Here is a 24,162-nt window from a genome sequence, read left to right as displayed (position 1 = left end):
CCTATGAGCGCGACGACAGCAGCATCAACGAAAACGAGAAAGAGGAAGCCGAACCGGCTTCAAATCTTCAAAGATATCGGCAACAGGCCTTTTGCATTCACGGCGGGCTTCTCCTTTATTCTGCTGTTCGCGCTCTGGTCACTGCTCAGCTATACGAAATCAGTCAATCCAATCTTCCTGCCGACCCCGGATAAAGTGTTCATTGAGATGTTCCATATGCTCGGCACGAGCGAGTATTGGCATCACATCGGCATCAGCGTATTCCGTGTAACATCGGGCTTCCTGCTCGCCTGTGTCATCGGAATTCCGATCGGCATCTTCGCAGGTACGTTCAAGTACGGTGAGGCGTTCGTGGAGCCGCCGATGGAATTTATCCGCTATATGCCTGCAGTTGCGTTTATTCCGCTCATCATGGTGTGGGCAGGTATAGGCGAATGGGCGAAAATCTTGCTTATCTTCTTGGGTTGCTTCTTCCAGCTCGTCCTGATGGTAGCCGACAATACGCGCCGCGTCTCCCATGACCTGCTGCAAGCGTCGTTCACGCTCGGCGCAGGAAGATGGAAGGCGATTGAGACGGTGCTCATTCCAGCGATCCAGCCGCAGCTGATGAATACACTTAGGCTCATCCTCGGCTGGGCGTGGACGTATCTCGTCGTTGCGGAGCTTGTCGCGGTCAACAGCGGTCTCGGATACGCCATTATGAAGGCGCAGCGCTTCCTAAACACCGATCAAATCTTCGTCGGCATCATCGTCATCGGACTGCTCGGACTCATCAGCGACCGGATCTTCGCTTTCTTGAACCGCCGACTGTTCCCATGGGCATAGGGCACCCAAGCAAGGCATAACACGAATGAGTGAACAAGGAGTGAATGCCATGGAAGCGGCAAAACGTACAACGGAAGCTGTTGCGGTGCAGGAAAAGGCAGGAAGAAGCGTGCACGCGGTAGAGATAGACAAAGCGGTGGCGCAGCGGGGCGAGATTACGATCAGCGGTCTTAGCAAAGTGTACGAAACGAAGAAAAGCCGATTCGAGGCGCTGCGTGGCATCGACATGAGCGTGCAGACGAATGAATTCGTGACCATCGTCGGTCCGTCCGGCTGCGGCAAATCCACGCTGCTGCGCATCGTGGCTGGGCTCGACGAGCTGAGCGAAGGTTCGGTGACGCTGGACGGCGAAGAAGTGATCGGGCCAGGCGCGGAGCGGGGCATGGTGTTTCAGGGCTATACGCTGTTCCCGTGGCTTACAGTACGAGAGAACATCGAGTATGGCCCGAAGCTGAAGGGCGTACCTACGCTTGAGCGCCGAAACATCAGCAATCATTTTCTGAAAGTGATCAAGCTCGAATCGTTCGCGAACGCCTACCCAAAGCAGCTGTCCGGGGGGATGAAGCAGCGGGTTGCTATCGCAAGAGCGCTTGCGAACCGCCCGAAGGTGCTGCTCATGGATGAGCCGTTCGGCGCGCTTGATGCGCAGACGAAGCTCGAGATGCAGGAGATGCTGCTTGAGGTGTGGGAGAAGGAGAAGACGACGGTTCTCTTCATCACGCATGACATCGACGAGGCTGTATTCCTGTCCCAGCGGGTTGTCGTTATGGGGGCAGGTCCCGGACGGATATTGAAGACATTCGATATATCACTGCCTGCTCAGCGGACGCCTGAAGTGCGGGAGTTGCCGGAGTTTCTGGCGCTCAAGCGAGAGCTTGGGCTGCTGCTGAAGCATTAAACACGAAGGGGTGACCGACCATGCCAGGGAAGCGTGAAACAAATCGTGAAGGCGCAGATACGCGTAGAGAGTTCAACAATCGGCTGCTGGCGCTGCTCGGGTCTATCGTGAAGATTATGTTTTTCCGTCATCCTGCCGCTCTTCGTTAGAGCGGCTTTTTTTTGTTTGCAGCATGATTGGATATTTCCAACTAATTTGTGCAGGCTAGCTGGTAATGGAGGTCGCGCTCGCCAACCGCAAGCTGAAGTGGTAGATCTCTCCAGTCGCGGTGAATCAAGGCTTTAGCCCCTTTTCCACGTGAATAAGAAAATGGGAGGGGATGAATACTATGGTCAGAACGAAAATCACCTTATTCAAGGATCCTCTCCTCTTGAACCATAGACATTGCAGCAAGCGCGTTTGCGTCCAGTCCAATTCACAACCTTCAAGGAAAGTGGGGCAACTAGAACATGAAAGCAACTGGAATTGTCCGTCGTATTGATGATCTCGGTCGGGTCGTTATCCCGAAGGAAATCCGCCGAACACTGCGTATACGTGAGGGTGACCCCCTGGAAATATTCGTCGACCGCGACGGAGAAGTGATTTTGAAGAAATATTCTCCCATTGGGGAGCTTGGCGACTTTGCCAAGGAATATGCGGAGTCTCTCTCGGAAAGCACCAATCATATTACCTTGATTACAGACAGGGATAACATTATTGCTGTAGCAGGAGCGTCCAAGAAGGACTATCTGGAGAAGCAGATCGGAGCCATGCTAGAGAACTGTATGGAGAACCGCAAGACTGTGATGGAAACCGGAGGCGGCTCGTTTGAAATCGTGAAGGATATCGGCGAGGCATTTAGCTCCTTCGTGGCAGCCCCTATCGTGGCGGGGGGCGATCCCATCGGTACGGTTGTGCTGCTGAGCAAGGATGAGAATATAAAGATGTCGCAGATGGAAACGAAAATGGCAGAGACAGCAGCAGGTTTTCTCGCTAAGCAAATGGAGCAGTAGCAAATAATAAGCTTCCTTGAAGAGAGGTCTTCATGGGAGCTTTTTTCTGTATAGGTCGACTTTGGGGTATAATGGGAGTAGGAGAAGAGATAGGCAGGTGCACGTGGTTGAAGAGTGAAAAGGGGATTCAAGCGGAGTCCGGCAGGCGTGCGAGCGCTCATGGGAAACGGCTGATTATATATAGAGGTGCTGCGCTTATGGGCGCTGCGATGCTCATCAGCAAGGCGCTCGGGACACTGCAGAAGATTCCGCTGCAAAATATAGCCGGGGACCGCGTATTCGGTATCTATAACGCGGTGTATCCACTGTACCAACTGCTGCTCGCGCTCGTAACGGCCGGATTTCCGGTCGCGATCTCCATTCTTGTCGCCGAGCAGGAGGTTCATGGCGCTCGCGGCGGCTCGAACCGGATATTGCGTGCGAGTGCGTTGCTGTTGTTTGGCTACGGCGTGGTCTGCTTTGTTCTCATGTGGAGCGGCGCTGACGTAATTGCCTCATGGATAGGCGATACGGAAGCGGCGCAAGCGGTCCGGATGTCTGCACTCGCGCTGTGGGTTGTGCCGGTCATGGCTGCGCTGCGCGGTTATTATCAGGGGCGTGGTGAAATGCTGCCCTCGGCCGTGTCGCAGCTGTCGGAACAGACGGTGCGCGTTGCCGGTATGTTGGCGCTGCTGGCGCTCGGCTGGCATTACGGCTGGGCGGACGCGGAGCTCGCCGCTGGAGCGAATGCAGGATCGGCGATCGGTGGTGCGGCAGGGCTTGCGGTTATTGTAGGGATATGGGCGCGGGAGCGGGCTCGTGATGGACGGGAAGCGTTTAATGGGTACGAATGGAAAGCAGTGGATGTAGATAAAGAAAAACGTGAAGCGCAATCGCTTGGCGCTTTGATGCGGCGGCTGGCGTTGCTTGCCGTGCCCGTGACGTTGGGGGCGCTTGCCGTACCGGTGCTTGGCGCCGTGGATGCATTTACTGTGCCGCGGCTGCTTCGCGCCGCGGGAGATGGACAGGCCGAAGCGATGGCTCTCTTCGGCCTATATAGCCGGGGCCAGCCGCTTGTGCAGCTGGTCGTCATGGTTGCTGGCGCGATGGGCTCCGCGCTAATTCCCGCACTTGCAGCCGCACGTCTGCGCGGCGATGAGGCTGCGGTGCGACAGCAGGCGGCCATCGTGATGCGGGCCGCCTGGATGATCGGCGCAGCCGCGGCTCTCGGGCTCGCGGTTCTGGCCGAGCCCATTAATGTGATGCTGTACGCGGACGATGCAGGCACGCGTACATTCGCCCTTGTCGGGTGCACGGCGCTGGCCGGCACCGTCAGTGCGCTAACCGCGGCGGTGCTGCAAGGGCTTGGGGCGGTTCGTGGCCCCGCCTTGTTCATGCTCGCCGCGGCAGCGCTGAAGGCGGCGCTCAACGCCGCCCTCGTGCCGGCGCTCGGCATCGCCGGCAGTGCCTGCGCCGGCATCGCGGCGCTCACGGCGGCCGCCCTGCTGGGCGCGGGCGCCGTCCGCCGCGCCGCTGGCGCGGCAATGCCCGCGCGGCGCGCCGCGGGCATTGTACTCGCACTCGCGGTCATGGCCGCGGTGCTCGTACCGGCCGAGCGCGGCGCTGCCTCGCTGCTCGGCTCCCTGCCGCCGAGGGCGGCAGCTGCAGCGCTCGCGCTCGGTGGCGTCGCCCTCGGCGGAGCGCTCTTCCTCGCCGCCGTGCTTCGCTTCGGCGGCATAACGGCGCGCGAGCTGCGCGCGCTCCCGGGCGGCGGAGCACTCGCCGCCAAGCTACAAAGCTTGCGGCTGCTACCGTCCGGCGACTAGCCGATCCATATGCCCTTCGCGGCGACTAGCCGTTTGGCCTTGCTTTTTCTGGCGACTAGCCGATCCATATGCTCTTCGCGGCGACTAGCCGTTTGGCCCCAATCATCCCGCTAATCTCACCACCTTCCAAGGAGGAATACATAAATGCTATCAACCATAACCGTCGTCGGACTCGGTTCCGGCGACGAAGACCAGCTTACGCTTGGCGTCTGGCGCAGACTGCAAGAGGCGGAGCACCGCTTTGTAAGAACGGACAAGCACCCGATGATGCGCCTGTTTCACGACAACAAGCTTAGCTATGAGTCGTTCGACGCGATCTACGAGCAGATGGACTCGTTCCCGGATGTGTACGATGCGATTACAACGCAGCTGATCGAGCATGCGCAGACCAAACAAAACATCATCTATGCGGTCCCTGGTCATCCGATGGTGGCGGAACGCGCCGTACAGCTGCTGCGCGAGCGCTGCCCAGAGCATAGCATAGAGTTGCACATTCTTGGCGGCGAGAGCTTCCTCGACCAAGCGTTCACAAGGCTCGGCTTTGACCCGATTGAAGGGTTCCAGCTGCTGGACGCGGCGGAGCTAAAGTCGTCGCTCATCCGTACGGACATGCACACGGTCATTGGGCAGGTGTACGACGAGTACACCGCTTCGGATGTAAAGCTGTCACTGATGGAGCTGCTGCCGGACGATCATCCAATTGTCATCGGACATGCTCTCGGCGTTCCTGGAGAAGAGCAGATTCTAACGGTACCGCTTTATGAGCTGGACCGTACGCCTGGCTACGGCAATTTGTCGCTGATCTACTTGCCGCGTTCGAGCGATGAGAGCTTGCGCAACCGTACCTTTGAACGTCTGCACGAAATCGTCGCCATATTGCGCAGTCCCGAAGGCTGTCCGTGGGATCGTGAACAGACGCATCTATCCATCCGTAAGAACTTCATCGAAGAAACGTATGAAGCGATTGAGGCGATCGACAACGATGACCCGGACGGCATGCGGGAAGAGTTCGGCGATGTCATCCTGCAAGTGATGCTGCACAGTCAGATGGAAGAAGAGGTTGGGACGTTCTCTGTCTATGATGTGATTCAATCGTTGAATGAGAAGCTGCTGTTCCGTCACCCGCATGTGTTTGGCGAAACGAACGCGGGAAATGCTACAGAGGCGCTTGCGAATTGGGAACAGATGAAGGCCGAAGAGAAACGGATCAAAGGCATTGATGCGTCGCAAGCTTCGCAGCTGGATGGCATCCCGCCGGGTCTGCCGGAGCTGATGAAGGCTTACAAGATTCAGAAGAAAGCGGCAAAGGTTGGCTTTGATTGGGATAATCTCGGTCCGGTGCTAGATAAGATTGCCGAAGAGCTCGGCGAGCTGCGTGAAGCGATAGCGAGCAAGGACGCGGAGGAGCAAGCGGGCGAGCTTGGAGATCTATTATTTGCGGCTGTAAATGCAGCGAGATTCATTCACGCTGATCCGGAAGAAGCTCTAGCACGTACGAATCAGAAATTTAAGAAACGATTTTCATATATTGAGGAGCAGCTTCGTATAAGCGGCCGATCCTTTGACCAAACTGATTTAACAGAGATGGATCGTTACTGGGAGATTGCTAAAAGGCTACCCTAGTAGGTAGACAAAGAGATTCGTCAAATTTCGGCTTTTTTCCTCACAAACTCCGAAAATATTTTCCAGAAAGCAGGATTTATTTGCTAACAGGCAGAATAGTACCACTTGAGGGAATCAGCTAAGCGGCGGCTTTTTAGCTGCCTAAAAGTATAATTCATTTAGGAGGTAATTGAAGGATGAACAAGACTGATTTGATCAACAACATTGCAGCTAAGAGCGGACTCACTAAGCGTGATGTGGAATCCGTATTGAACGGCTTCCTGGGCGAAGTAACAGTCGCGCTTGCAAGCGGCGACAAAGTACAACTGATCGGCTTCGGCACTTTCGAGACGCGCAAGCGTTCCGGTCGTACAGGCCGCAACCCGCAAACAGGTAACCCGATCACAATTGCAGAATCCAAGGTTCCAGCATTCAAGGCCGGCAATAAACTGAAGGACGCGATTAAGTAAGTGCGTCTGGATAAATTTCTCAAAGTATCGCGTTTGATCAAGCGGCGTACCGTCGCGAAGGACGTCTCCGAGCAGGGGCGCGTCTGGATCAACGATCGCGAAGCCAAAGCTAGCAGCACCGTCAAAGTCGGCGACGAGCTCAAGATTCAATACGGCCAGAAGATCGTCTCCATTCGCGTTGAGCGGATTGTGGAGACGACCAAGAAGGACGAGGCTAGCGGTATGTATACTTTGTTGAAAGAAGAAGCACGCCAGTCTGAGAACAACCCATTTACCCTTTAACATTGTAGAATTTATAGGCTTCACGTGTATGCATTTCTATAATGTCTCGGCGAAACGTAAGCTTTTACTGTGAGGGTGGCAACTGCTGTTTACACTTGACTAGCAATAGAAACGTAAGGCCGCTCCCGTTATCGGAGCGGTCTTTTTGTGTTCTAAAACCTGTCCGACACCCATAAGCTAGTCTTAGTTAATAGGACCGCTTATAGGAGGGTGACGGGCAATGAACGAGCAAGGCAAAGGTCAGAAACGCCAGGAAATCAAAATGCTTAACCGCAAGATCCTTGAGATTACCGGCGTCAATAATGTGGAGAGCTTCGACAATGAAGAGTTTCTGCTTGAGACTGAGCTTGGTTTCTTGGCCATTCGCGGGCAGAATCTGCATATGAAGCATCTTAGCTTGGAGCAAGGATTGGTAGCGATTGAGGGGCTCGTCCATTCGCTCAACTATCTGGATGGCAATACGGCCGCGAAGTCGAAGGGCCTGTTCGGGAAGTTATTCAAGTGAGCCTCAGCATACAATGGTTGACGATGACGACGATGCTGCTCTCTGGGATCGGGATGGGTATCGTCTTCGACGGGTATCGCGTCGTGTCGGACGAGCTGAAGATTAACCGCTTATGGATTCCAGTACTTGATTTGCTCTACTGGATCGCTGCGACAATTATCGTGTTTCAAGTGCTCTCTTCCAGCAATGAAGGGGAAGTGAGAGCTTATGTGTTCCTCGGCCTGCTTATCGGCATCTGCCTCTATTATTGGCTGTTCAGCAAGATTACGATGAAGATCGTGCATGTGCTGATCGGGACGGTTCGGGCGATTATCCATTTTGTCATTCATGCATTCGTTCTGCTCGTCATTAAGCCATTGCTGCTGCTCTATCGGATTAGCAGAGTGCTTTTAGCTTTTTTGCGGGCATTTACTATTTTCATATTCAAAATTGTGTTACAATTGGTTCGTCCTTTTTGGAAATTGTTTGCTTGGATGACGAAGCCAATTTGGAAGCCTGTGGTTCGTTACTGGACAAGTCGGGTAAATCCAATTATCGCCAAGTGGCGGCTGAAGGAACGGTCTCTGGCGGTTCGGGAGCGCGCAGTCCGCGTGTGGGAGCGCCTAATGAAACGGAAGCCGGATTCCGATGATGATCATAAGGGAAATGAATGAAATCATTAGCGTCAGGAGGTCCATGAAATGGCGATTGCACATACAGGTACGAATTCATCCGCCGCTGCCAGCTATGCAGGCACGAAACGTAGGCTGAGAATCTGGTTTATCTTTGTCGCTCTCTTCATGGGCTGGGCGTTGTATACATTGCTTACGCAGCTCGCGCGTCAGGGCGATGCGGAGACGAAGCTTGCGAACGCGACGAAGCAGATTGAAGACGCGACGAAGCAGGTCAATGATCTGCAACTTCAAGTGACCCGACTGAGCGATAAAGAGTATATTGGTCAGCTAGCTACGAAAGAGCAGGGCATGGTAGGCAAGGGTGAGAAACAAATCGTACCCATTAAACAGCGATAGATAGGCACTGCATCGGGGTATACGTCTGTTGCCTTGCTTCTCTCATTCGGGTATAATCAGCTTAAGTAACCGCATTTTTAACGGCTTACCGTCATAATTATTTACCTCGCAGCCTAAGGGGCTGAGAGAAATTGAAGCGATCAGCTTCTCATAACGGTTAGGGAGGAACATTTTTATCTATGGCAATTGAAGTGGGCGCCAAGTTAGAGGGCAAGGTGACAGGCATTACGCATTTCGGAGCATTCGTCGATTTGTCGGGAGGTGTCACAGGGCTAGTTCACATCTCAGAGATTGCCGATAATTACGTCAAGGACGTTAAAGACCATTTGAAACTGGAAGACGTTGTTACAGTTAAGGTCATTAATGTGGACAAAGACGGAAAAATCGGACTTTCCATTAAACAGGCAGTCGATCGTCCAGAAGGCTCTGCACCACCTCCTCAGCGTGAACGCAGTGCGGATCGCGGACCAGGTGGCTTTGGCGGCCGGACTGGTGGACCGAGTGGAGATCGTGGACCGGGCGGTGGCGGCGGTTTTAATCGTCAAGGCGGCGGCGGTGGCGGCGGCGGACGTCCATTCAACAAAGGTGGCGGCGGTAAACCTGCTTTCGGCAAACCATCCTTCGAGGATAAAGTGTCACGCTTCCTGAAGGACAGCGAAGAGCGTATGTCCTCCTTGAAGAAGAATACGGAATCGAAACGCGGTGGCCGTGGCGCTAAGCGCGATTAATTTATAGAACGTTATTGCAGGCAGTGTCTCTTACGACACTGTCTTTTTTTTATGCATATCCGTTGTTTTAAGCACTCTATGCGGCCCATCGCATTATTATACCCGCCCACGCAAAAAACTTTTCTCCTGTTCTCACTCAATCCCGACAGGTTCGGACGGCAATTCGCTATCGAATTCGCTGCCCCGCGCAACAGATTTTGTTGAATGGATGACACATGTCAGCTGTCGAAAGGAAGTCATTCCCTTGCTAGTGCTGGTGCGCTTCACAATTGACAAGTCGCCGCCCACCGTACGCGAATTGTCGGAAAAAACTTTTGAATTGGCAACGCTTTCTGACAAACTTTCTTAAGTTGCTGCTCCTATAATGGGGCTACACTAATTATTCGGAAAGGCTGGTGTCATTCACGTATGGTGGACAAACCAAAAGTTGTTATGTTTCCGGGTGTACGCCCTAGGAACTTCGTACAATCAGCCCTTCGCACAGGGCTTGAGCGTACAGGACTGCTTCGCTTAGCCGGAATGATTACCTCACGCAAGTGGACCTTCGTCTTAATGGCCGTCGGTTTCTTATTAGGCCGGGCAGTTATTCTGGAATCGCTAACTCCTTTCGCTGTTGCATACTTTACCGTTATTTATTTTTTAAGGCGAGATATGATTCTGCCAGTCGCAGTATCTATTATCGCCGGCAGCTGGCTCGCTGTCGCATCGGAGCCGATGTGGACCGCCATGGAGGTAGTCGTTGTCTATCTGCTGCTGCGGGGGTTGGAAGCCTATGAGAGGGCCGAGCTATCTTATGCTCCGCTGCTTGTCTTCCTTTCCACAATGCTGGTCAGGCTGTTCGACAATGTCATTGCGGACAAGCTGGGCTGGTATGAGCTGATGATGGTTGGCGTAGAAGCATCGCTCGGATTCGTGCTTACGCTCGTCTTCGTTCAGGCGGTTCCGGTACTGACGTTAACGAAGAAGACGTCCGCGCTGAAGAATGAGGAGATTATCTGCCTCATGATTATGCTTGCCTCAGTTATGACTGGCGCTGTCGGCTGGTTGGCTTATGGCCTCTCCATCGAGCATATCTTGTCACGATACATGCTGCTGCTCTTTGCATTAGTCGGCGGTGCCCCGCTTGGCGCATCGGTCGGCGTCGTGGCTGGGCTTATCTTGAGCCTCGCAGATACGGGGGCAATCGTTCAGATGAGCTTGCTCGCGTTCGCTGGGCTGCTTGCTGGATTGCTGCGGGAAGGCGGCAAGGCTGCAGTGGCCTTCGGGATGCTGCTTGGATCCTCCATTCTCACCATCTATGTTGGCAATCAAACGGATGTGATGGCTTCCACATGGGAGTCGGTCATTGCAGCGACGATGCTGATGCTGACACCGAAATCGATTATTCGGATTATCTCTAAATACGTGCCTGGCACACAGGAGCATGTGAAATCACAGCATGAATATGCAAAAAGGGTGCGGGATGTCACGGCACAGCGTGTCTCCCAGTTCTCGGAGGTGTTTCGCCAGCTGTCTCGCAGCTTTGGGCAGTTCGGTACCATCGGTGGTGAGGGCCAAGCGGATGAGAAGGAGAAGCGGGATGCAGTAGTCAATCACTTTATGAATGTGGTTGCTGACCGCACCTGCGACTCGTGTCACCGGAGGGAGCTCTGCTGGGAGGGGAAGTATTATGAGACGTACAAAATGATGACGGGCATGATGACCGCGGTTCAGGAAGGACGCCGCACCACGCCGAAAGAAGTGCCTCGCGAATGGAGCACGCACTGTATTAAGACACCTCAGGTACTGAGTGTCATGCAGCAGCAGTATGAGCTGTATCAGCATGACCAACATTGGAGAAAGCAGCTGAACGAATCGCGTCAGCTCGTCGCCGAGCAGCTTTTTGGTGTCTCTCAAGTCATGGAGGACTTGGCCCGCGAGATTAAGCGGGAAGGACAGCAGCTGCACATGCAGGAAGAACAAATCCGGGAAGCGCTGGAAGGGCTCGGTTTATCCATACAGGGTATTGAAATTATTAATTTGGAGGAGGGAAACGTCGAAATCGAAGTGTACCATACGTTCGGCCGGGGCTATGATGAATGCCGGAAAATTATAGCGCCGATGCTGACTGACATTCTCGGTGAACCGATCGCCGTTATGTCAGAGAAGTATCCGGAGAAGGGCGCAGCCATCGTCGTCTTCGGTACGGCCAAAGCGTATGAGGTGGAGACTGGAGTCGCCGGTCTCGCCAAGGGCGGTGATTTGCTGTCGGGAGACAGCTTCAGCACCGTTGAGCTGGGCAATGGCAAGTTTGCTGTCGCAATCAGCGATGGAATGGGCAATGGCGAGAGGGCCAAGCAGGAGAGCAGCACCGCTCTGACCATCCTGCAGCAGCTGCTGCAGTCGGGTATGGATGAGAAGCTGGCCATCAAGTCGGTGAATTCCGTCCTGCTGCTTCGTTCATCTGACGAAATATTCGCGACAGTCGATGTAGCGCTCATCGACATGTACAGTGCGAAGACGACTTTTATGAAAATCGGGTCAACGCCGAGCTTTATCAAGCGCGGTAACGAAGTGATCCCGATCACGGCCAACAATTTGCCGGTAGGTATTTTGCAGGACATTGACATAGACTTGATCCGCGTGCAATTGCACCCGGGGGATACGCTCATTATGATGACTGACGGCATTTATGACGCGCCGGGCCATGCGGTGAATAAGGAAATGTGGATGAAACGGGTGATCCAGGAGATCAGATCCGATCAGCCGCAAGAAATTGCGGACGCGCTGTTGGATACCGTAGTGCGATACCACAAAGGCGACATTGTGGATGATATGACGGTTGTCGTTGCGAAGGTGGACAAGCATCAGCCCGAGTGGGCTACATTCCGCTGGCCGGGGAGACCTACGGTCGAGCGTCCAAGGACGGTGAGCTGACTGATGAGTAAATATATTGTTGGCGTTGTAGTTGAAGCTGTGGCTGAAGCGAGAACCAGAGTTGGAGCTGGAGTGGGAATCAGGGCAGGAGCGGTGGCAGGAGCTGGAACTGGGGTGGGGACCAGGGTAGAAGATAGAATCGGAGCCGCAGCCGCGGTGGGAGCAAACAAGCCTGAGTCGAAAGCGCGGGGCGCGGGTAAGCGTACTGCGCCAAAGGTGAATGCTAGGAAGCGTGTAGAGAAGGTGATGGCTCGCGAGCCGATATCCCGCCGGAGAGCACGCAAGCGAGTTAGGCGCTCCCAGCAGTTTAAGCGAAGACCCTCCCTGGTGAACGACCAATAGTAGAGCCAATAGGATGAAGCCTGCCTGCTAGCGGCAGGCTTTTTTGCGTTCAAATCTAAGAAAGTATAAGTTTTCGATATACTTTGCTTAGATTTCTCCGGAAGCGTAAGCTTTGCCGCCAGAAGACGGCGACAGCCGTTTTCACTTGAATTCTAAGAATTTATATGCTTCGCGTTATAAATATGCTTAGAATTCTCCGGAATGAAACGCGCTGCGCCGCCAAGAGACGGCGACAGCCGTTTCACCTTGGTTTCAGGGTTATCGCCTCTCAAAAGTGGCAATGCTGATAGAGCTAGTACTAGCAGTAGATTCCAAGGTTTTGGAGGAATGAACGATGAAGCAAATTCTATTGATAACGGACGGCTGCTCCAACGTCGGAGTAAGTCCGGTCGTGGCAGCGGCACAGGCGTATGCTGCCCAGATTACGGTAAACGTTGTCGGGGTAATTGATCATGGAGATCTTGGTGAGTTCGGCTCATCGGAGATTGAGGAGATTGCCCGTGCTGGCGGAGGCCTAAGCCGATTATCGCATACACGCCAATTGTCGCAGACGGTGCAGATGATGACGCGCAAGACGGTCGTGCAGACGATTCAGCATGCGGTATCGCGTGAGTTGAAGCAGGTGCTTGGGCACTCGTCGATCGAGGAGCTGCCGCCGGAGAAACGCGGCGAGGTGGTGCGTGTCATCGACGACTTGACCGAGACGAGCAATCTGCGCGTGGCGCTGCTCATTGATGCGAGCGCCAGCATGAAGCCGAAGCTGCAAGCCGTAGAGGAAGCGATTCGCGACCTTGCGCTCAGTCTGCAATCACGGCAAGGCAAGAGCGAGATGGCTGTATTTCATTTTCCGGGCTCGGCTTATGGTGAGGACTGCAAGCAGGACCTTGATTGGACGAGTAATATTAACGGTGTTCACTCGATCTTCCCGCGTTTACAGATGCGCGGAACGACGCCAACCGGTCCGGCGCTGCTGCATGTCATTGATTTTTACCAAAAAGCCGATTATGGTAATAGGAAGAATGATGGAACGGACGGGATGATGAGTGACTACGTCGTTTGAATGGAGCCTGCCTCGCGGTTCAATCATTAGCGGTAAGTGGAAGCAAGGCAGCTACCGCGTCGAGAGACCGCTTGGTGAAGGCGCCAATGGCAAAGTGTTCTTGGTTGAACGAGCGAAGTATTATTATGCACTGAAGCTCGGGTCCGATGCGGTCGATTTGCAGTCTGAGGTCAATGTGCTGCAATCGATCTATAAGCAGAAGCAGAAACGTGGTGCAGCCGTAGGACAAGGCCTGTTCCTTGTCGATGTGGATGATTACCGCGCTGCAGACGGAAAGGAATATCCTTTCTATGTGATGCGTTATATTAAAGGGAAGACACTTTCGGACTACCTGCAGGCGCAGGGTAAGGAGTGGTTTCCCGTTGTGCTCTATAACTTGCTCGGTAAGCTCGCGGAGCTGCATGAAGCGGGCTGGTCGTTCGGCGATCTGAAGATCGAGAACGTACTGGTTGCCGATTACGGTCGTCCGGAGCTTGTTGATTATGGCGGCGCGACGGCTTTCGGCAAAGGAGTGCGGCAATTTACGGAGATCTACGACCGCGGCTATTGGAATGCCGGATCGCGCATTTCCGATGCGCGCTACGATCTGTTCTCCTTCGCCGTCCTCTGCCTGCAGCTGCAGGAAGGACGCCGCTTGGCGCAGCTGTCGTCGGGGCTGCTCCCGCAGACACGGACGCCGGATGAGCTGGCGAAGCTCGCTGCGACGAGCGCGGCGCTGAAGCCGCTCAGCGGCTGGCTGCGCAAGGCGCTCTACGGCGAGTTCGCGAGCGCTCGCGAAGCCGCTGCCGCTTGGCAGCAGTGGATGCACAAGGCGGGCGCGCCAACCAAGGCAACGGCGCCTGCGCCGCGCTGGCTGAAGGGCTTGTTCGCCTTGTCAGCAGCGGTTCTCGCGACCACAATTTACTTCCTGCTGCGAACAGGGCCGTAGAGAGAAGAGGGGATGAGTTTAGGCGTGTTAGGTATGGACGATTGGCTGAGCGATCTGCTTAAATTAGCCCAGCAGGAGCAGCTGTGGCATCCGGGCGATACGGTCGTTGTCGCTGTATCCGGCGGACCAGATTCGATGGCGCTGCTCCATATGCTTTACAGGCTGGCAGTGCCAGAGCGCCTTGGCTTAGTGGCCGCGCATGTCGACCACGGCTTCCGAGGGGAGGAGTCGGCGCGAGAAGCTGAGTCCGTCCGGCAGTACGCGGCAGCGCTTGGCATTGCCTGCGAAACGGTGAAATTCAATTTGCCTGCTTATATAGAAGAAACACGAATGAACGCACAGGCGGCGGCACGGGAGAAGCGCTATGCGTTCTTGCATCAAGTGGCCGCCGATTACCGGGCAGCGCGCATTGCGCTTGCCCATCACGCCGACGACCAGGCGGAGACGGTGCTCATGCGCATGATACGCGGAACAGGCCCAGGAGGCCTTGCCGGCATGGCGTTGAAACGATCCGAAAAAAACGTGGAACTTATTCGTCCTCTTTTGCGTACATACAAGGCAGACATCCTGCGCTACTGTGAACAGTGGGCGGTGCCTTACAGCCACGATAGCAGCAACGGACAGAAGTACTATACTCGCAACGTCGTCCGGTTAGAGGTACTGCCGTATTTAGCGTCGTTTAACCCCCAGATCGCCCAGTCGCTCGTTCGACTGTCAGAGCTTGCAGCGGCCGAGGATGACTGGCTGGAGCAAGAAACAAGGGCGGTATTTGAGCGCTATACGACGAAGCTGCGCGATGGATGCCAATTAAACCGCAAAGCGCTGCTTGGCTTGCATGTCGCTTTACAAAGGAGATTGATTAAACTAATATTGAGTTATATTGGCTTGGAAACGGAAACCACTTCATTCGATAGCGTAGAGACGATCAGGCTTGCGGCCACGGAAGGCGCAGCATCGACGTGGAGCTTCGATGTTGGCAGCGGTGCAAAGTTTCTGCGTGAGTATGACAATCTCATCTTTATCCGCGAAGATCAGTCTGGGATGTCATCCCGGCAAGGCGGATACGAATATGTTGTCCCGGAAGGCACAGCTGTACTTCCTCTGCTTGAGTCAGAGTGTGAGCTTGCCCTTGAAGAGATCGCTGCGTCGGAGGCTTCAATGCCAACCAGCCAGCTAGAAGCGTTATTCGACGCCGAAGCCCTTCATTACCCGCTCACTGTACGAAATCGCATCCCGGGTGACCGAATGCAAGTGCTTGGTTTAAATGGTACCAAAAAGGTACAAGATATGTTCGTCGATGAACGCATCGCTCCGTCACGCCGTGACGTATTGCCGCTCGTTGTCGACGCCAATGGCTTCGTACTTTGGATACCGGGCATTCGAAGATCAAGACATGCGCAGGTGCAAGAATCGACAAGCCGCGTCATTCGCATGACATTGCGGACAATGTCGGAATTGCCGTAAGCTTCAGCGCCTTGAATAAGATGCTGCAATCCATTCATAAGTATAGGCAAGATACATTTAGGAGGTCCCTTAGTTGCTGAACGACATTCAAGAAGTGCTTTACGACGCAAACCAAATTCAGCAGAAGGTTCAAGAGCTTGGTGATACGCTCAGCCGTGAGTTTGAAGGCCGCAATCCGCTCGTAATCTGCGTGCTTAAAGGCGCATTTATTTTTATGGCTGATTTGGTTAAGACTGTTACTATCCCGCTGGAAATCGACTTTATGGCGGTATCGAGCTATGGCGCATCGACTAAAACAAGCGGTGTAGTCAAAATCATTAAGGACCTTGACGCATCCGTGCAGGGCCGGGATGTAATTATTGTCGAAGATATTATCGACAGTGGACTTACACTCAGCTATCTCATTGATGTGCTGGAGCGCCGTAATTCCAAGTCCATCACGCTCGTGACGCTGTTTGATAAGCCGTCCGGCCGTAAAGTGGAATTGGATGCGGATTATAAAGGTTTTGTACTGCCAGACGCATTCGTCGTCGGCTACGGGCTGGATTATGCGGAGCGATACCGCAACTTGCCGATTATCGGCATCCTGAAGCCCGAGGTTTACGAGAAGTAAACGCAAAGCAAGCAGGCTCGCCATGTATGACGGGCTCCCGCCTAGCGTGGGAGCTTCTCGTGCAAGGTCATCTTATTTTTTCGCGTCTTGAGAGGAGGTAGGGGATGAATCGGATCATCCGTAATACTGGCTTTTATTTGATTATTTTTTTGGTGACCGTCGGGATCTTCCAATTTATTAGCAGCCAAAATGACTCCACCACAGAAATCACTTACGATCAATTTAGAAAAGAGCTGGCGGGTAACAACATCAACCAGCTGGAGCTGCAATTTGACAATTACTCCTATCTAATTACCGGTGAATACAAGACCAAACCGGAAAAGGCGGATTCAGCCCAATTCTACACACATACCAGCGTTGAGGAATATGTCGTCAAAGAAATAACTGACGCACAGTCGACGAATGGCTTTAAGATGGAAGTTAAGCCTATGGAAGGCCAAAGCATCTGGCTCACCTTCTTGACATCCATTATCCCGTTTGTCATTATCTTCATTCTGTTCTTCTTCCTGATAAATCAGGCGCAGGGCGGCGGCGGCAAAGTGATGAACTTCGGCAAGAGCCGTGCCCGTCTTTATAATGAAGAGAAGAAGCGCGTGACATTCGAGGATGTTGCGGGTGCTGACGAAGAGAAGCAAGAGCTCATTGAGGTTGTAGAGTTCTTGAAGGATCCACGCAAGTTTGCTGCTGTCGGTGCGCGTATTCCGAAAGGGGTACTGCTCGTAGGTCCTCCTGGTACCGGTAAAACATTGCTTGCGCGTGCTGTTGCAGGCGAAGCAGGCGTTCCGTTCTTCAGCATTTCCGGTTCGGACTTCGTTGAAATGTTCGTCGGTGTCGGTGCTTCCCGTGTTCGTGACTTGTTTGAGAATGCGAAGAAGAACGCTCCTTGTATTATCTTTATCGACGAGATTGACGCAGTGGGTCGTCAGCGCGGCGCCGGTCTAGGCGGCGGGCATGATGAGCGCGAACAAACGCTCAACCAACTCCTCGTTGAAATGGACGGCTTCGGCGCGAACGAAGGTATCATCATCGTTGCTGCTACGAACCGCCCTGACATTCTTGACCCTGCCTTGCTCCGTCCAGGCCGTTTCGACCGTCAAATTACGGTTGACCGCCCAGACGTGAAAGGCCGCGAAGCGGTATTGAAAGTACATGCACGCAACAAGCCGTTTGCCAAAGACGTGAAGCTTGATGTCATTGCCAAGCGTACAACAGGCTTTACAGGCGCGGATCTCGAGAACCTGCTGAACGAAGCAGCGCTTCTTGCCGCTCGCCGCAACAAGAAAGAAATTGCGATGTCCGAGGTTGACGAAGCAATCGACCGCGTTATCGTTGGTACAGAGAAGCGCAGCCGCGTTATCAGCGACCGTGAGAAGCGGATTGTCGCTTACCACGAAGCAGGTCACACGATTGCGGGCTACTTCCTGGAGCACGCCGACCAAGTACACAAAGTAACGATTATCCCGCGCGGACGCGCAGGCGGATACGTCATCATGCTTCCTAAGGATGGCGACCGCATGCTAACGACGAAGCAGGAATTGCTCGATAAAGTAACGGGTCTCCTTGCTGGTCGCGTAGCCGAGGAAATTTACATCGGCGAGATCGGTACTGGTGCATACAGCGACTTTAAACAAGCGACGAGCATCGTCCGTGCCATGATTATGGAATACGGCATGAGCGATAAGCTTGGACCGATGCAGTTCGGCAGCAGCTCGCAAGGTCAAGTTTTCCTCGGCCGCGATATCGGACATGAGCAGAATTATTCCGATTCGATCGCATACGAGATTGATCAAGAGATGCAGAACATCATCCAATCCTGTTATGCACGTGCGAAGCAGGTTCTCACGGAGAAGAGCAAAGAAATGCATCTTATTGCACAGACGCTTCTCACTGAAGAAACACTCGAGCTTGAGCAGATCAAACGCCTCATTGAGGGCGGTTCTGTGGAAGGCGGCGAGGGCGAGAGCACTTCATCCGCAGTGATGGAGCCGAAAGCTGAGCCGATTATCGATACAATCGGCGGCGTGAAGGTACGCATCGGCTCGAAGGACGCTAGCGAGATTACACCGCCGGCACTTGATTCGGATAATGGAAACAATGACGATGATGGCAACGGAACACCGCCACAATCATAAGGTTAAGAGGTAAAAGCTGTCCGCAAGCAGGCAACTGCGCGGGCAGCTTTTTCTTTTTTTTAAAGTTGCTGTGATAATTTACGAAAAGAATAGGTATCATCGTGCTGTGCTTCTATTTCCCCTTGAAACGGTGGCTCTTGCCTTTAGAGGGCGGTGGGTGGCGTTTACAGTTGGTTGACAGCATACCATACCTTGTGTAAATTAAATGTTAATTACTAATAAAGTAAGCGCGAATCAAGGGGCAGAATGCATGGGCAAACTACAGAAGAACGCCATGCAGTTTTACTGTTATTCTCAATAAATTAGGTGAACGAACAACCAAGTTTGTGCATCTGTTCACAAAGTTAGTGAAAAGAGGGGAATTTACCATGGAAGCATTGGCTCTCGAGCGGAAAGCGGAGCAAAACCGCGAACTGCGGGAACGTTTGATGCAACTGAAGAAAGAGCGTAACGCAATTATACTTGCACATTATTATCAGCGAGATGAAATTCAAGAGGTGGCGGACTTCCGCGGAGACTCGTTCCTACTTGCACAGAAAGCAGCAGAGACCGATGCAGATGTCATCGTATTCTGTGGCGTTCATTTTATGGGCGAGAGCGCGAAGATTCTGGCACCGAACAAGACGGTCATTATTCCAGATGAGCGTGCCGGCTGTCCGATGGCGGACATGGTCAATGTTGACGGCTTGCGTAAGCTGAAGGCGCAGCACCCGAACGCAAAAGTAGTTACGTACATTAACTCGTCGGCGGAGGTTAAAGCAGAGACGGATATTTGCTGTACTTCGGCGAATGCGGTACGTGTCGTGAACTCGGTCGATGCCGATGAGATCATCTGGGTACCGGATAAGAATCTCGGTCACTATGTGCAGCAGAAGACCGACAAGAAGATGATTCTCTGGGAGGGCTACTGCAACACGCATGACATGTTGACTGTTAAAGATGTTGAAGAAATGAAAGCAAAGTACCCGAACGCTCAATTCGTCGTTCACCCGGAATGCCGTCCTGAAGTTGTGGAGCTTGGCGATTTCGTTGGCAGTACAACCGCTATTATTAAATATTGTAAAGAATCCGATTGCCAGGAATTCATCGTCGGTACGGAAGACGGAACTGGTTATCAGCTACGTCTCGACAGCCCGAACAAGACCTTCCATTTTGCAACGAAATATTTGGTTTGCCCGAACATGAAAGTAAACAATTTGAAGAAGCTTGTTAAATGCCTGGAAACGATGCAGCCGCAAATTTATGTTCCTGAAGAAGTCGCAAGCAAAGCCCGTTTATCCCTGGAGCGCATGTTACAAGTGAAGTAGCATGCGCTACTCTCTTTCCGCACAAACCGCAGAGAGGATAGCTGCCATTATGATTCCACGTTATTTAGTTGATACCCAGTTGGAAGGGCTGCCAGTCATTCATAAAGACGTCATTGTGATCGGGGCCGGCATTGCCGGTCTTTTTACCGCAATCAAAGCAAGTGAAACGAATGACGTCCTCATGATTACGAAGAAGTCCCTCATGGACAGCAATACACGTTATGCACAAGGTGGCATTGCTGCAGTGTTCTCAGAGGATGACTCGCCTGCTTATCACCGTCAAGATACGCTGATTGCAGGTGCGGGTCTTTGTTTGAATGAAGCGGTGGATGCGCTCGTGCACGAAGGACCGCAGGGTGTACAGGATCTCATTCGAATGGGCACGCAATTCGACCAAGAGAATGGCGAGTTTGCATTGACGAAGGAAGGGGCGCACAGCCAGCGCCGTATCTTACATGCCAACGGCGATGCAACGGGCTTTGAGATTGTCCGTGCTCTGTCGGAGAAGGCGATCGCGAATCCTAGAATTAGCGTTTGGGATGACCACTTTGTCATTGATTTGATTACAGATAACGGTGTTTGTTGTGGAGTGCTTGTGCAGAAGCCGGACGGACAACGTTTGTTCATTCGTGGCAAAGCGACTATTCTTTGCTCCGGTGGAGCTGGACAGCTATATCGTTATACAACAAACCCAGAGATTGCAACCGCTGACGGCATTGCCATGGCTTACCGAGCGGGCGCTTACATACAAGATGTCGAGTTTATTCAGTTTCATCCGACTTCACTTTGTTATCCAGGCGCACCGCGCTTTCTTATTTCAGAGGCAGTTCGCGGCGAAGGTGCCATACTGCGTAATATCAGAGGAGAGCGCTTCATGGAGAAATACCATGAGCAGCTTGAGCTTGCGCCACGTGACGTGGTTGCGCGTGCGATACTTAGCGAGATCGAAGCGACGAAGTCGACCTTCGTCTATCTCGATGTCACGCATGAACCGGCAGAGATGGTGAGGCATCGCTTCCCTAATATTTATGAGTTCTGTCTCAATTACGGCCTTGATCTGACTACGGATTGGATTCCAGTCGCGCCTGCGGCGCATTATATGATGGGTGGAGTCAAAACCGATCTGAACGGCGAAACGAATCTCGCTCGTCTGTTCGCTTGCGGCGAGTGCTCGTCCACGGGCGTTCACGGTGCTAACCGGCTCGCGAGCAACTCGCTATCGGAAGCGATTGTATTCGGCCGCCGCATCGTGGAACGAATCAATGCGCTCACGCCGTTGGAAGGCCATGAGCATGTGCACATGGAGTCCCAGGGCCGGAGTGAGGCACCAATTCAAGCGGTTGTTGAGAAGCGACTGAAGCTGCAGAAGCTGATGGTGCGCTACGTAGGGCTGCGCCGCAGTGCGAACGGGCTGAACAAAGGACTGGACGAGCTGAAGAGACTTCGTTCAATCTTCACCTCGGTCATTACGAAGCGCGAAGAATATGAATTTGCCAATTTGCTGACCTGTGCGCTGCTGACGGCGCAATCGGCGCTTTCGCGCGAAGAGAGCCGCGGCGCACATAGTCGTGAAGATTTTCCAGAGCGGGATGACCTGCATTGGCGCAAGCATACGGTACTCCACCGGGAGTACGGTTTAACAGAGGAGCGAATTGATCATGTATGAGGCTACACTTGCAGCAGTAGGCGGCGGAAGCGCGGATACGTTGCGGGCACAGATTAAGGCGTGGCTCGCAGAGGATATCGGAACAGGCGACATCACAAGCTGGGCGACCATTCCTGCGGGCAACCGCTCGAAAGCGGTTATTCATGTGAAAGAGGCGGGCGTGCTCGCGGGTATGCCGATTGCAGCTCTCGTGTTCGACGTTGTCGATCCGTCGCTCACGTTCCGTCCGCTTGCTGCTGACGGAGATGCCGTGGAGAAAGGAACTGTGTTGGCTGAGGTTGAAGGCAGCACGCATAGCATATTGACAGGAGAGCGGCTTGCGCTCAATCTGCTGCAGCGTCTATCCGGCGTTGCTACGAAGACCCGTGCTTTCGTGAGCGCGATTGAAGGGCTGACTACGCGCCTTGTTGATACGCGCAAGACAACGCCAGGCCACAGACTGTTGGAGAAGTACGCCGTTCGTGTGGGCGGCGGACATAACCATCGTTTCGGCTTGTACGACGCCGTTATGATTAAGGACAACCACATTAAGGGCTCCGGCGGTATTACCGGTGCCGTGAAGGCAGCACGCCATGCGATTCCACATACGATGAAGATCGAGGTTGAGACGGAATCGCTCGAGCAAGTGGGAGAAGCACTCGCTTGCGGGAGCGACATCATTATGCTCGACAATATGCCGAATGACTTGATGCGCGAAGCGGTGAAGCAGATTAAAGCTCACTCGCCGCATGTGATCGTTGAAGCTTCCGGTGGCGTTAATTTGACGACCATTCGTTCGATCGCGGAATGCGGCGTTGATGTCATCTCGGTAGGCGGCCTTACTTATTCGTTCCAGTCGCTCGACATTAGTCTGGACTTGAACGGCAAGAAAGGAGGCGCGTAAGGCGATGATCGTTGTTGTCGACGTTGGGAATACGAACATTGTGCTTGGGATCTATGAAGCGAAGAAGCTGGTCTATCACTGGCGACTGAGCACGAATCGTTCGGCTACTGTAGATGAATACGGCATTATGATTCACAACCTGTTCCAGATTGCAGACGTGAAGCTGGATCAGATCGACGGTGTCATCATCTCCTCGGTCGTACCGCCGCTTATGCGGACGCTAGAACAGCTGTGCCAGAAGTATCTACGCAAATCACCGCTCATCGTAGGACCCGGCATTAAGACCGGCCTTAACATTCGTTACGAAAATCCGCGCGAGGTGGGGGCGGATCGTATCGTCAACTCTATCGCGGGCATTGAGAAATATGGCGCGCCGCTCATTATCGTCGATTTCGGCACTGCGACGACGTTCGATTATATCGACGTGAGCGGGGACTATCTCGGCGGTGCTATTGTGCCGGGCATCGGCATTTCCACCGAAGCGCTCTATCAGCGTGCGGCGAAGCTACCGCGAATAGAGCTTGTGAAGCCGAAGAGCGTCATCGGACGCAATCCGGTTACATCCATGCAAGCGGGCATTATTTTTGGCTATGCCGGTCAAGTGGACGGTATTGTTGGACGTATTCGCAAGGAGTTCAATGTAGAGCCGCGCGTCATCGCAACAGGCGGCTTAGCTGACCTGATCGCAGCTGAGTCGGAGACGATTGAGGAAGTCGATCCACTACTGACGCTGGAAGGGTTGCGTATTATTTACGAACGCAATCAAGAATAGGAATGGACGAGCTGGCCTTTAAGCGGCCGGCTTTACGTTTTAGGAGGATCTTTAAATGTCAGGAACACATGATTATTTAGTGCGCGGCACTGCCTGGAACGGGCAGCTGCGTGTTTTTGCAGTTAGAACAACTGTACTTGTTGAAGAATTGCGGGGACGTCACCAAACGTTACCGACGACGACAGCGGCGCTTGGCCGTACAGCTACGGCAGGCGCGATGATGGGTGCAATGCTTAAAGGCACGGAAAAGCTGACAATTCAAGTCAAAGGTGATGGACCTGTTGGTTCAATCGTTGTGGATGCGAATGCCGAAGGGCATGTGAGAGGTTATGTTGATAACCCGCAGGTGCAGCTTCCGACTAACGAGCTCGGCAAGCTTGATGTTGCAGGCGCGGTCGGCCGAACTGGCTACATTCACATTATCAAAGATATGGGCCTTAAAGAGCCGTACCGTGGCAGCATTCCGATTGTGTCAGGCGAGTTGGCGGAAGATTTCACGTATTATTTTGCCAAATCAGAACAGACGCCTTCGGTTGTGGGACTAAGCGTACTCGTTGACGAATATGGTACTGTCATTAGCGCAGGCGGTTTTATTGTGCAAGTGCTGCCGGGCATTTCCGATGAAGATCTGTCGAAGCTCGAGCAAGCGATCTCCGCACTGCCGCCGATTTCGTCGCTGCTTAGCCAAGGGGAGACCCCGGAGAGTTTGCTTCGCAATGTCGTAGGCGATGATATAAACCTGATGGATGAGCTGAATATTGCTTTTGAGTGTCTATGCTCAAAGGAACGCGTCGAGCGGACACTGATCAGCTTGGGCGAGCCTGAAATTAAACGGCTGATTGAAGATGATGGCCAAGCTGAAGTGGTATGTCATTTCTGCAACGAGACGTATACGTTTGATAGTTCGCAGATGGAGATGCTGCTAGAACAGGCAAAGCCGAAACCGATTCAATAATCGAAAG

At 53.3% G+C, this 24,162-nt stretch carries 24 protein-coding genes; all 24 read left to right on the top strand.

Annotated elements, in window-relative coordinates; genetic code table 11:
• The first annotated feature begins 3 nt into the window (after positions 1–3).
• The 24 genes from BMY11_RS26395 to hslO all read left to right on the top strand — a co-directional run bounded on the left by BMY11_RS26395 (position 4) and on the right by hslO (position 24,155).
• Positions 4–825: an ABC transporter permease gene (locus tag BMY11_RS26395; RefSeq protein WP_090583074.1), complete on the top strand. Its 822-nt coding sequence runs from the start codon at positions 4–6 to the stop codon at positions 823–825.
• Between the two features lie 49 nt (positions 826–874).
• Complete coding sequence (locus tag BMY11_RS26390) at positions 875–1,723, top strand: ABC transporter ATP-binding protein (protein WP_090583072.1); 849 nt, start codon at positions 875–877, stop codon at positions 1,721–1,723.
• A gap of 20 nt (positions 1,724–1,743) precedes the next feature.
• Positions 1,744–1,872, top strand: coding sequence for a hypothetical protein (locus BMY11_RS29550; protein WP_256217792.1), 129 nt, complete (start codon positions 1,744–1,746; stop codon positions 1,870–1,872).
• A gap of 300 nt (positions 1,873–2,172) precedes the next feature.
• Complete coding sequence (spoVT, locus tag BMY11_RS26385; RefSeq protein ID WP_090583070.1) at positions 2,173–2,715, top strand: stage V sporulation protein T; 543 nt, start codon at positions 2,173–2,175, stop codon at positions 2,713–2,715.
• A 107-nt stretch (positions 2,716–2,822) separates the two neighbouring features.
• Entirely contained in the window at positions 2,823–4,520 is a 1,698-nt protein-coding gene (locus BMY11_RS26380; RefSeq protein ID WP_256217791.1) for a polysaccharide biosynthesis protein, read from the top strand.
• A 144-nt stretch (positions 4,521–4,664) separates the two neighbouring features.
• Complete coding sequence (mazG, locus tag BMY11_RS26375; protein ID WP_090583066.1) at positions 4,665–6,143, top strand: bifunctional methyltransferase/pyrophosphohydrolase YabN; 1,479 nt, start codon at positions 4,665–4,667, stop codon at positions 6,141–6,143.
• Between the two features lie 176 nt (positions 6,144–6,319).
• Positions 6,320–6,592, top strand: coding sequence for an HU family DNA-binding protein (locus BMY11_RS26370; RefSeq protein WP_090583064.1), 273 nt, complete (start codon positions 6,320–6,322; stop codon positions 6,590–6,592).
• A complete protein-coding gene (locus BMY11_RS26365) occupies positions 6,593–6,874 on the top strand; it encodes an RNA-binding S4 domain-containing protein (RefSeq protein WP_090583062.1) in 282 nt (93 codons plus the stop codon). It begins immediately after the preceding gene.
• A 220-nt stretch (positions 6,875–7,094) separates the two neighbouring features.
• Positions 7,095–7,379, top strand: coding sequence for a sporulation protein YabP (gene yabP, locus BMY11_RS26360; RefSeq protein WP_090583060.1), 285 nt, complete (start codon positions 7,095–7,097; stop codon positions 7,377–7,379).
• Positions 7,376–8,032: a spore cortex biosynthesis protein YabQ gene (gene yabQ, locus BMY11_RS26355; protein ID WP_256217790.1), complete on the top strand. Its 657-nt coding sequence runs from the start codon at positions 7,376–7,378 to the stop codon at positions 8,030–8,032. The genes yabP and yabQ overlap by 4 nt, the downstream gene beginning before the upstream one ends.
• 27 nt (positions 8,033–8,059) lie before the next feature.
• Positions 8,060–8,389 carry an FtsB family cell division protein gene (locus BMY11_RS26350; protein ID WP_090583058.1) on the top strand — a complete coding sequence of 110 codons (330 nt, stop codon included), beginning with the start codon at positions 8,060–8,062 and terminating at the stop codon, positions 8,387–8,389.
• 179 nt (positions 8,390–8,568) lie between these two features.
• On the top strand, positions 8,569–9,117 hold the full coding sequence (locus tag BMY11_RS26345) for a S1 domain-containing RNA-binding protein (protein WP_090583056.1): 549 nt from the start codon (positions 8,569–8,571) through the stop codon (positions 9,115–9,117).
• Between the two features lie 408 nt (positions 9,118–9,525).
• On the top strand, positions 9,526–12,033 hold the full coding sequence (spoIIE, locus tag BMY11_RS26340; protein WP_090583054.1) for a stage II sporulation protein E: 2,508 nt from the start codon (positions 9,526–9,528) through the stop codon (positions 12,031–12,033).
• A 3-nt stretch (positions 12,034–12,036) separates the two neighbouring features.
• Positions 12,037–12,375, top strand: a complete 339-nt coding sequence (locus tag BMY11_RS26335) for a hypothetical protein (RefSeq protein ID WP_090583052.1) — start codon at positions 12,037–12,039, stop codon at positions 12,373–12,375.
• A 334-nt stretch (positions 12,376–12,709) separates the two neighbouring features.
• Positions 12,710–13,435, top strand: coding sequence for a vWA domain-containing protein (locus BMY11_RS26330; protein WP_090583050.1), 726 nt, complete (start codon positions 12,710–12,712; stop codon positions 13,433–13,435).
• On the top strand, positions 13,419–14,363 hold the full coding sequence (locus tag BMY11_RS26325; protein WP_090583048.1) for a protein kinase domain-containing protein: 945 nt from the start codon (positions 13,419–13,421) through the stop codon (positions 14,361–14,363). Before BMY11_RS26330 ends, BMY11_RS26325 begins: the two co-directional genes overlap by 17 nt.
• Before the next feature lie 12 nt (positions 14,364–14,375).
• Positions 14,376–15,827, top strand: a complete 1,452-nt coding sequence (gene tilS, locus BMY11_RS26320; RefSeq protein ID WP_256217789.1) for a tRNA lysidine(34) synthetase TilS — start codon at positions 14,376–14,378, stop codon at positions 15,825–15,827.
• Positions 15,828–15,900: 73 nt separating this feature from the next.
• Positions 15,901–16,440 carry a hypoxanthine phosphoribosyltransferase gene (hpt, locus tag BMY11_RS26315; RefSeq protein WP_090583044.1) on the top strand — a complete coding sequence of 180 codons (540 nt, stop codon included), beginning with the start codon at positions 15,901–15,903 and terminating at the stop codon, positions 16,438–16,440.
• A gap of 104 nt (positions 16,441–16,544) precedes the next feature.
• Entirely contained in the window at positions 16,545–18,572 is a 2,028-nt protein-coding gene (gene ftsH / locus BMY11_RS26310) for an ATP-dependent zinc metalloprotease FtsH (RefSeq protein WP_090583043.1), read from the top strand.
• 368 nt (positions 18,573–18,940) lie between these two features.
• On the top strand, positions 18,941–19,879 hold the full coding sequence (gene nadA / locus BMY11_RS26305) for a quinolinate synthase NadA (protein ID WP_090583041.1): 939 nt from the start codon (positions 18,941–18,943) through the stop codon (positions 19,877–19,879).
• Between the two features lie 49 nt (positions 19,880–19,928).
• On the top strand, positions 19,929–21,545 hold the full coding sequence (gene nadB, locus BMY11_RS26300) for an L-aspartate oxidase (RefSeq protein ID WP_090583039.1): 1,617 nt from the start codon (positions 19,929–19,931) through the stop codon (positions 21,543–21,545).
• On the top strand, positions 21,538–22,428 hold the full coding sequence (nadC, locus tag BMY11_RS26295) for a carboxylating nicotinate-nucleotide diphosphorylase (RefSeq protein WP_090583037.1): 891 nt from the start codon (positions 21,538–21,540) through the stop codon (positions 22,426–22,428). Before nadB ends, nadC begins: the two co-directional genes overlap by 8 nt.
• 4 nt (positions 22,429–22,432) lie before the next feature.
• Complete coding sequence (locus BMY11_RS26290) at positions 22,433–23,200, top strand: type III pantothenate kinase (protein ID WP_090583035.1); 768 nt, start codon at positions 22,433–22,435, stop codon at positions 23,198–23,200.
• A gap of 55 nt (positions 23,201–23,255) precedes the next feature.
• Complete coding sequence (gene hslO, locus BMY11_RS26285) at positions 23,256–24,155, top strand: Hsp33 family molecular chaperone HslO (protein ID WP_090583033.1); 900 nt, start codon at positions 23,256–23,258, stop codon at positions 24,153–24,155.
• Positions 24,156–24,162: the final 7 nt, after the last annotated feature.

This window comes from Paenibacillus sp. OV219 (assembly GCF_900110075.1).
Classification (GTDB): Bacteria; Bacillota; Bacilli; order Paenibacillales; family Paenibacillaceae; genus Paenibacillus_Z.
Note: the sequence above shows the minus strand (reverse complement) of the source record. Positions and strands in the feature narration are given on the sequence as shown.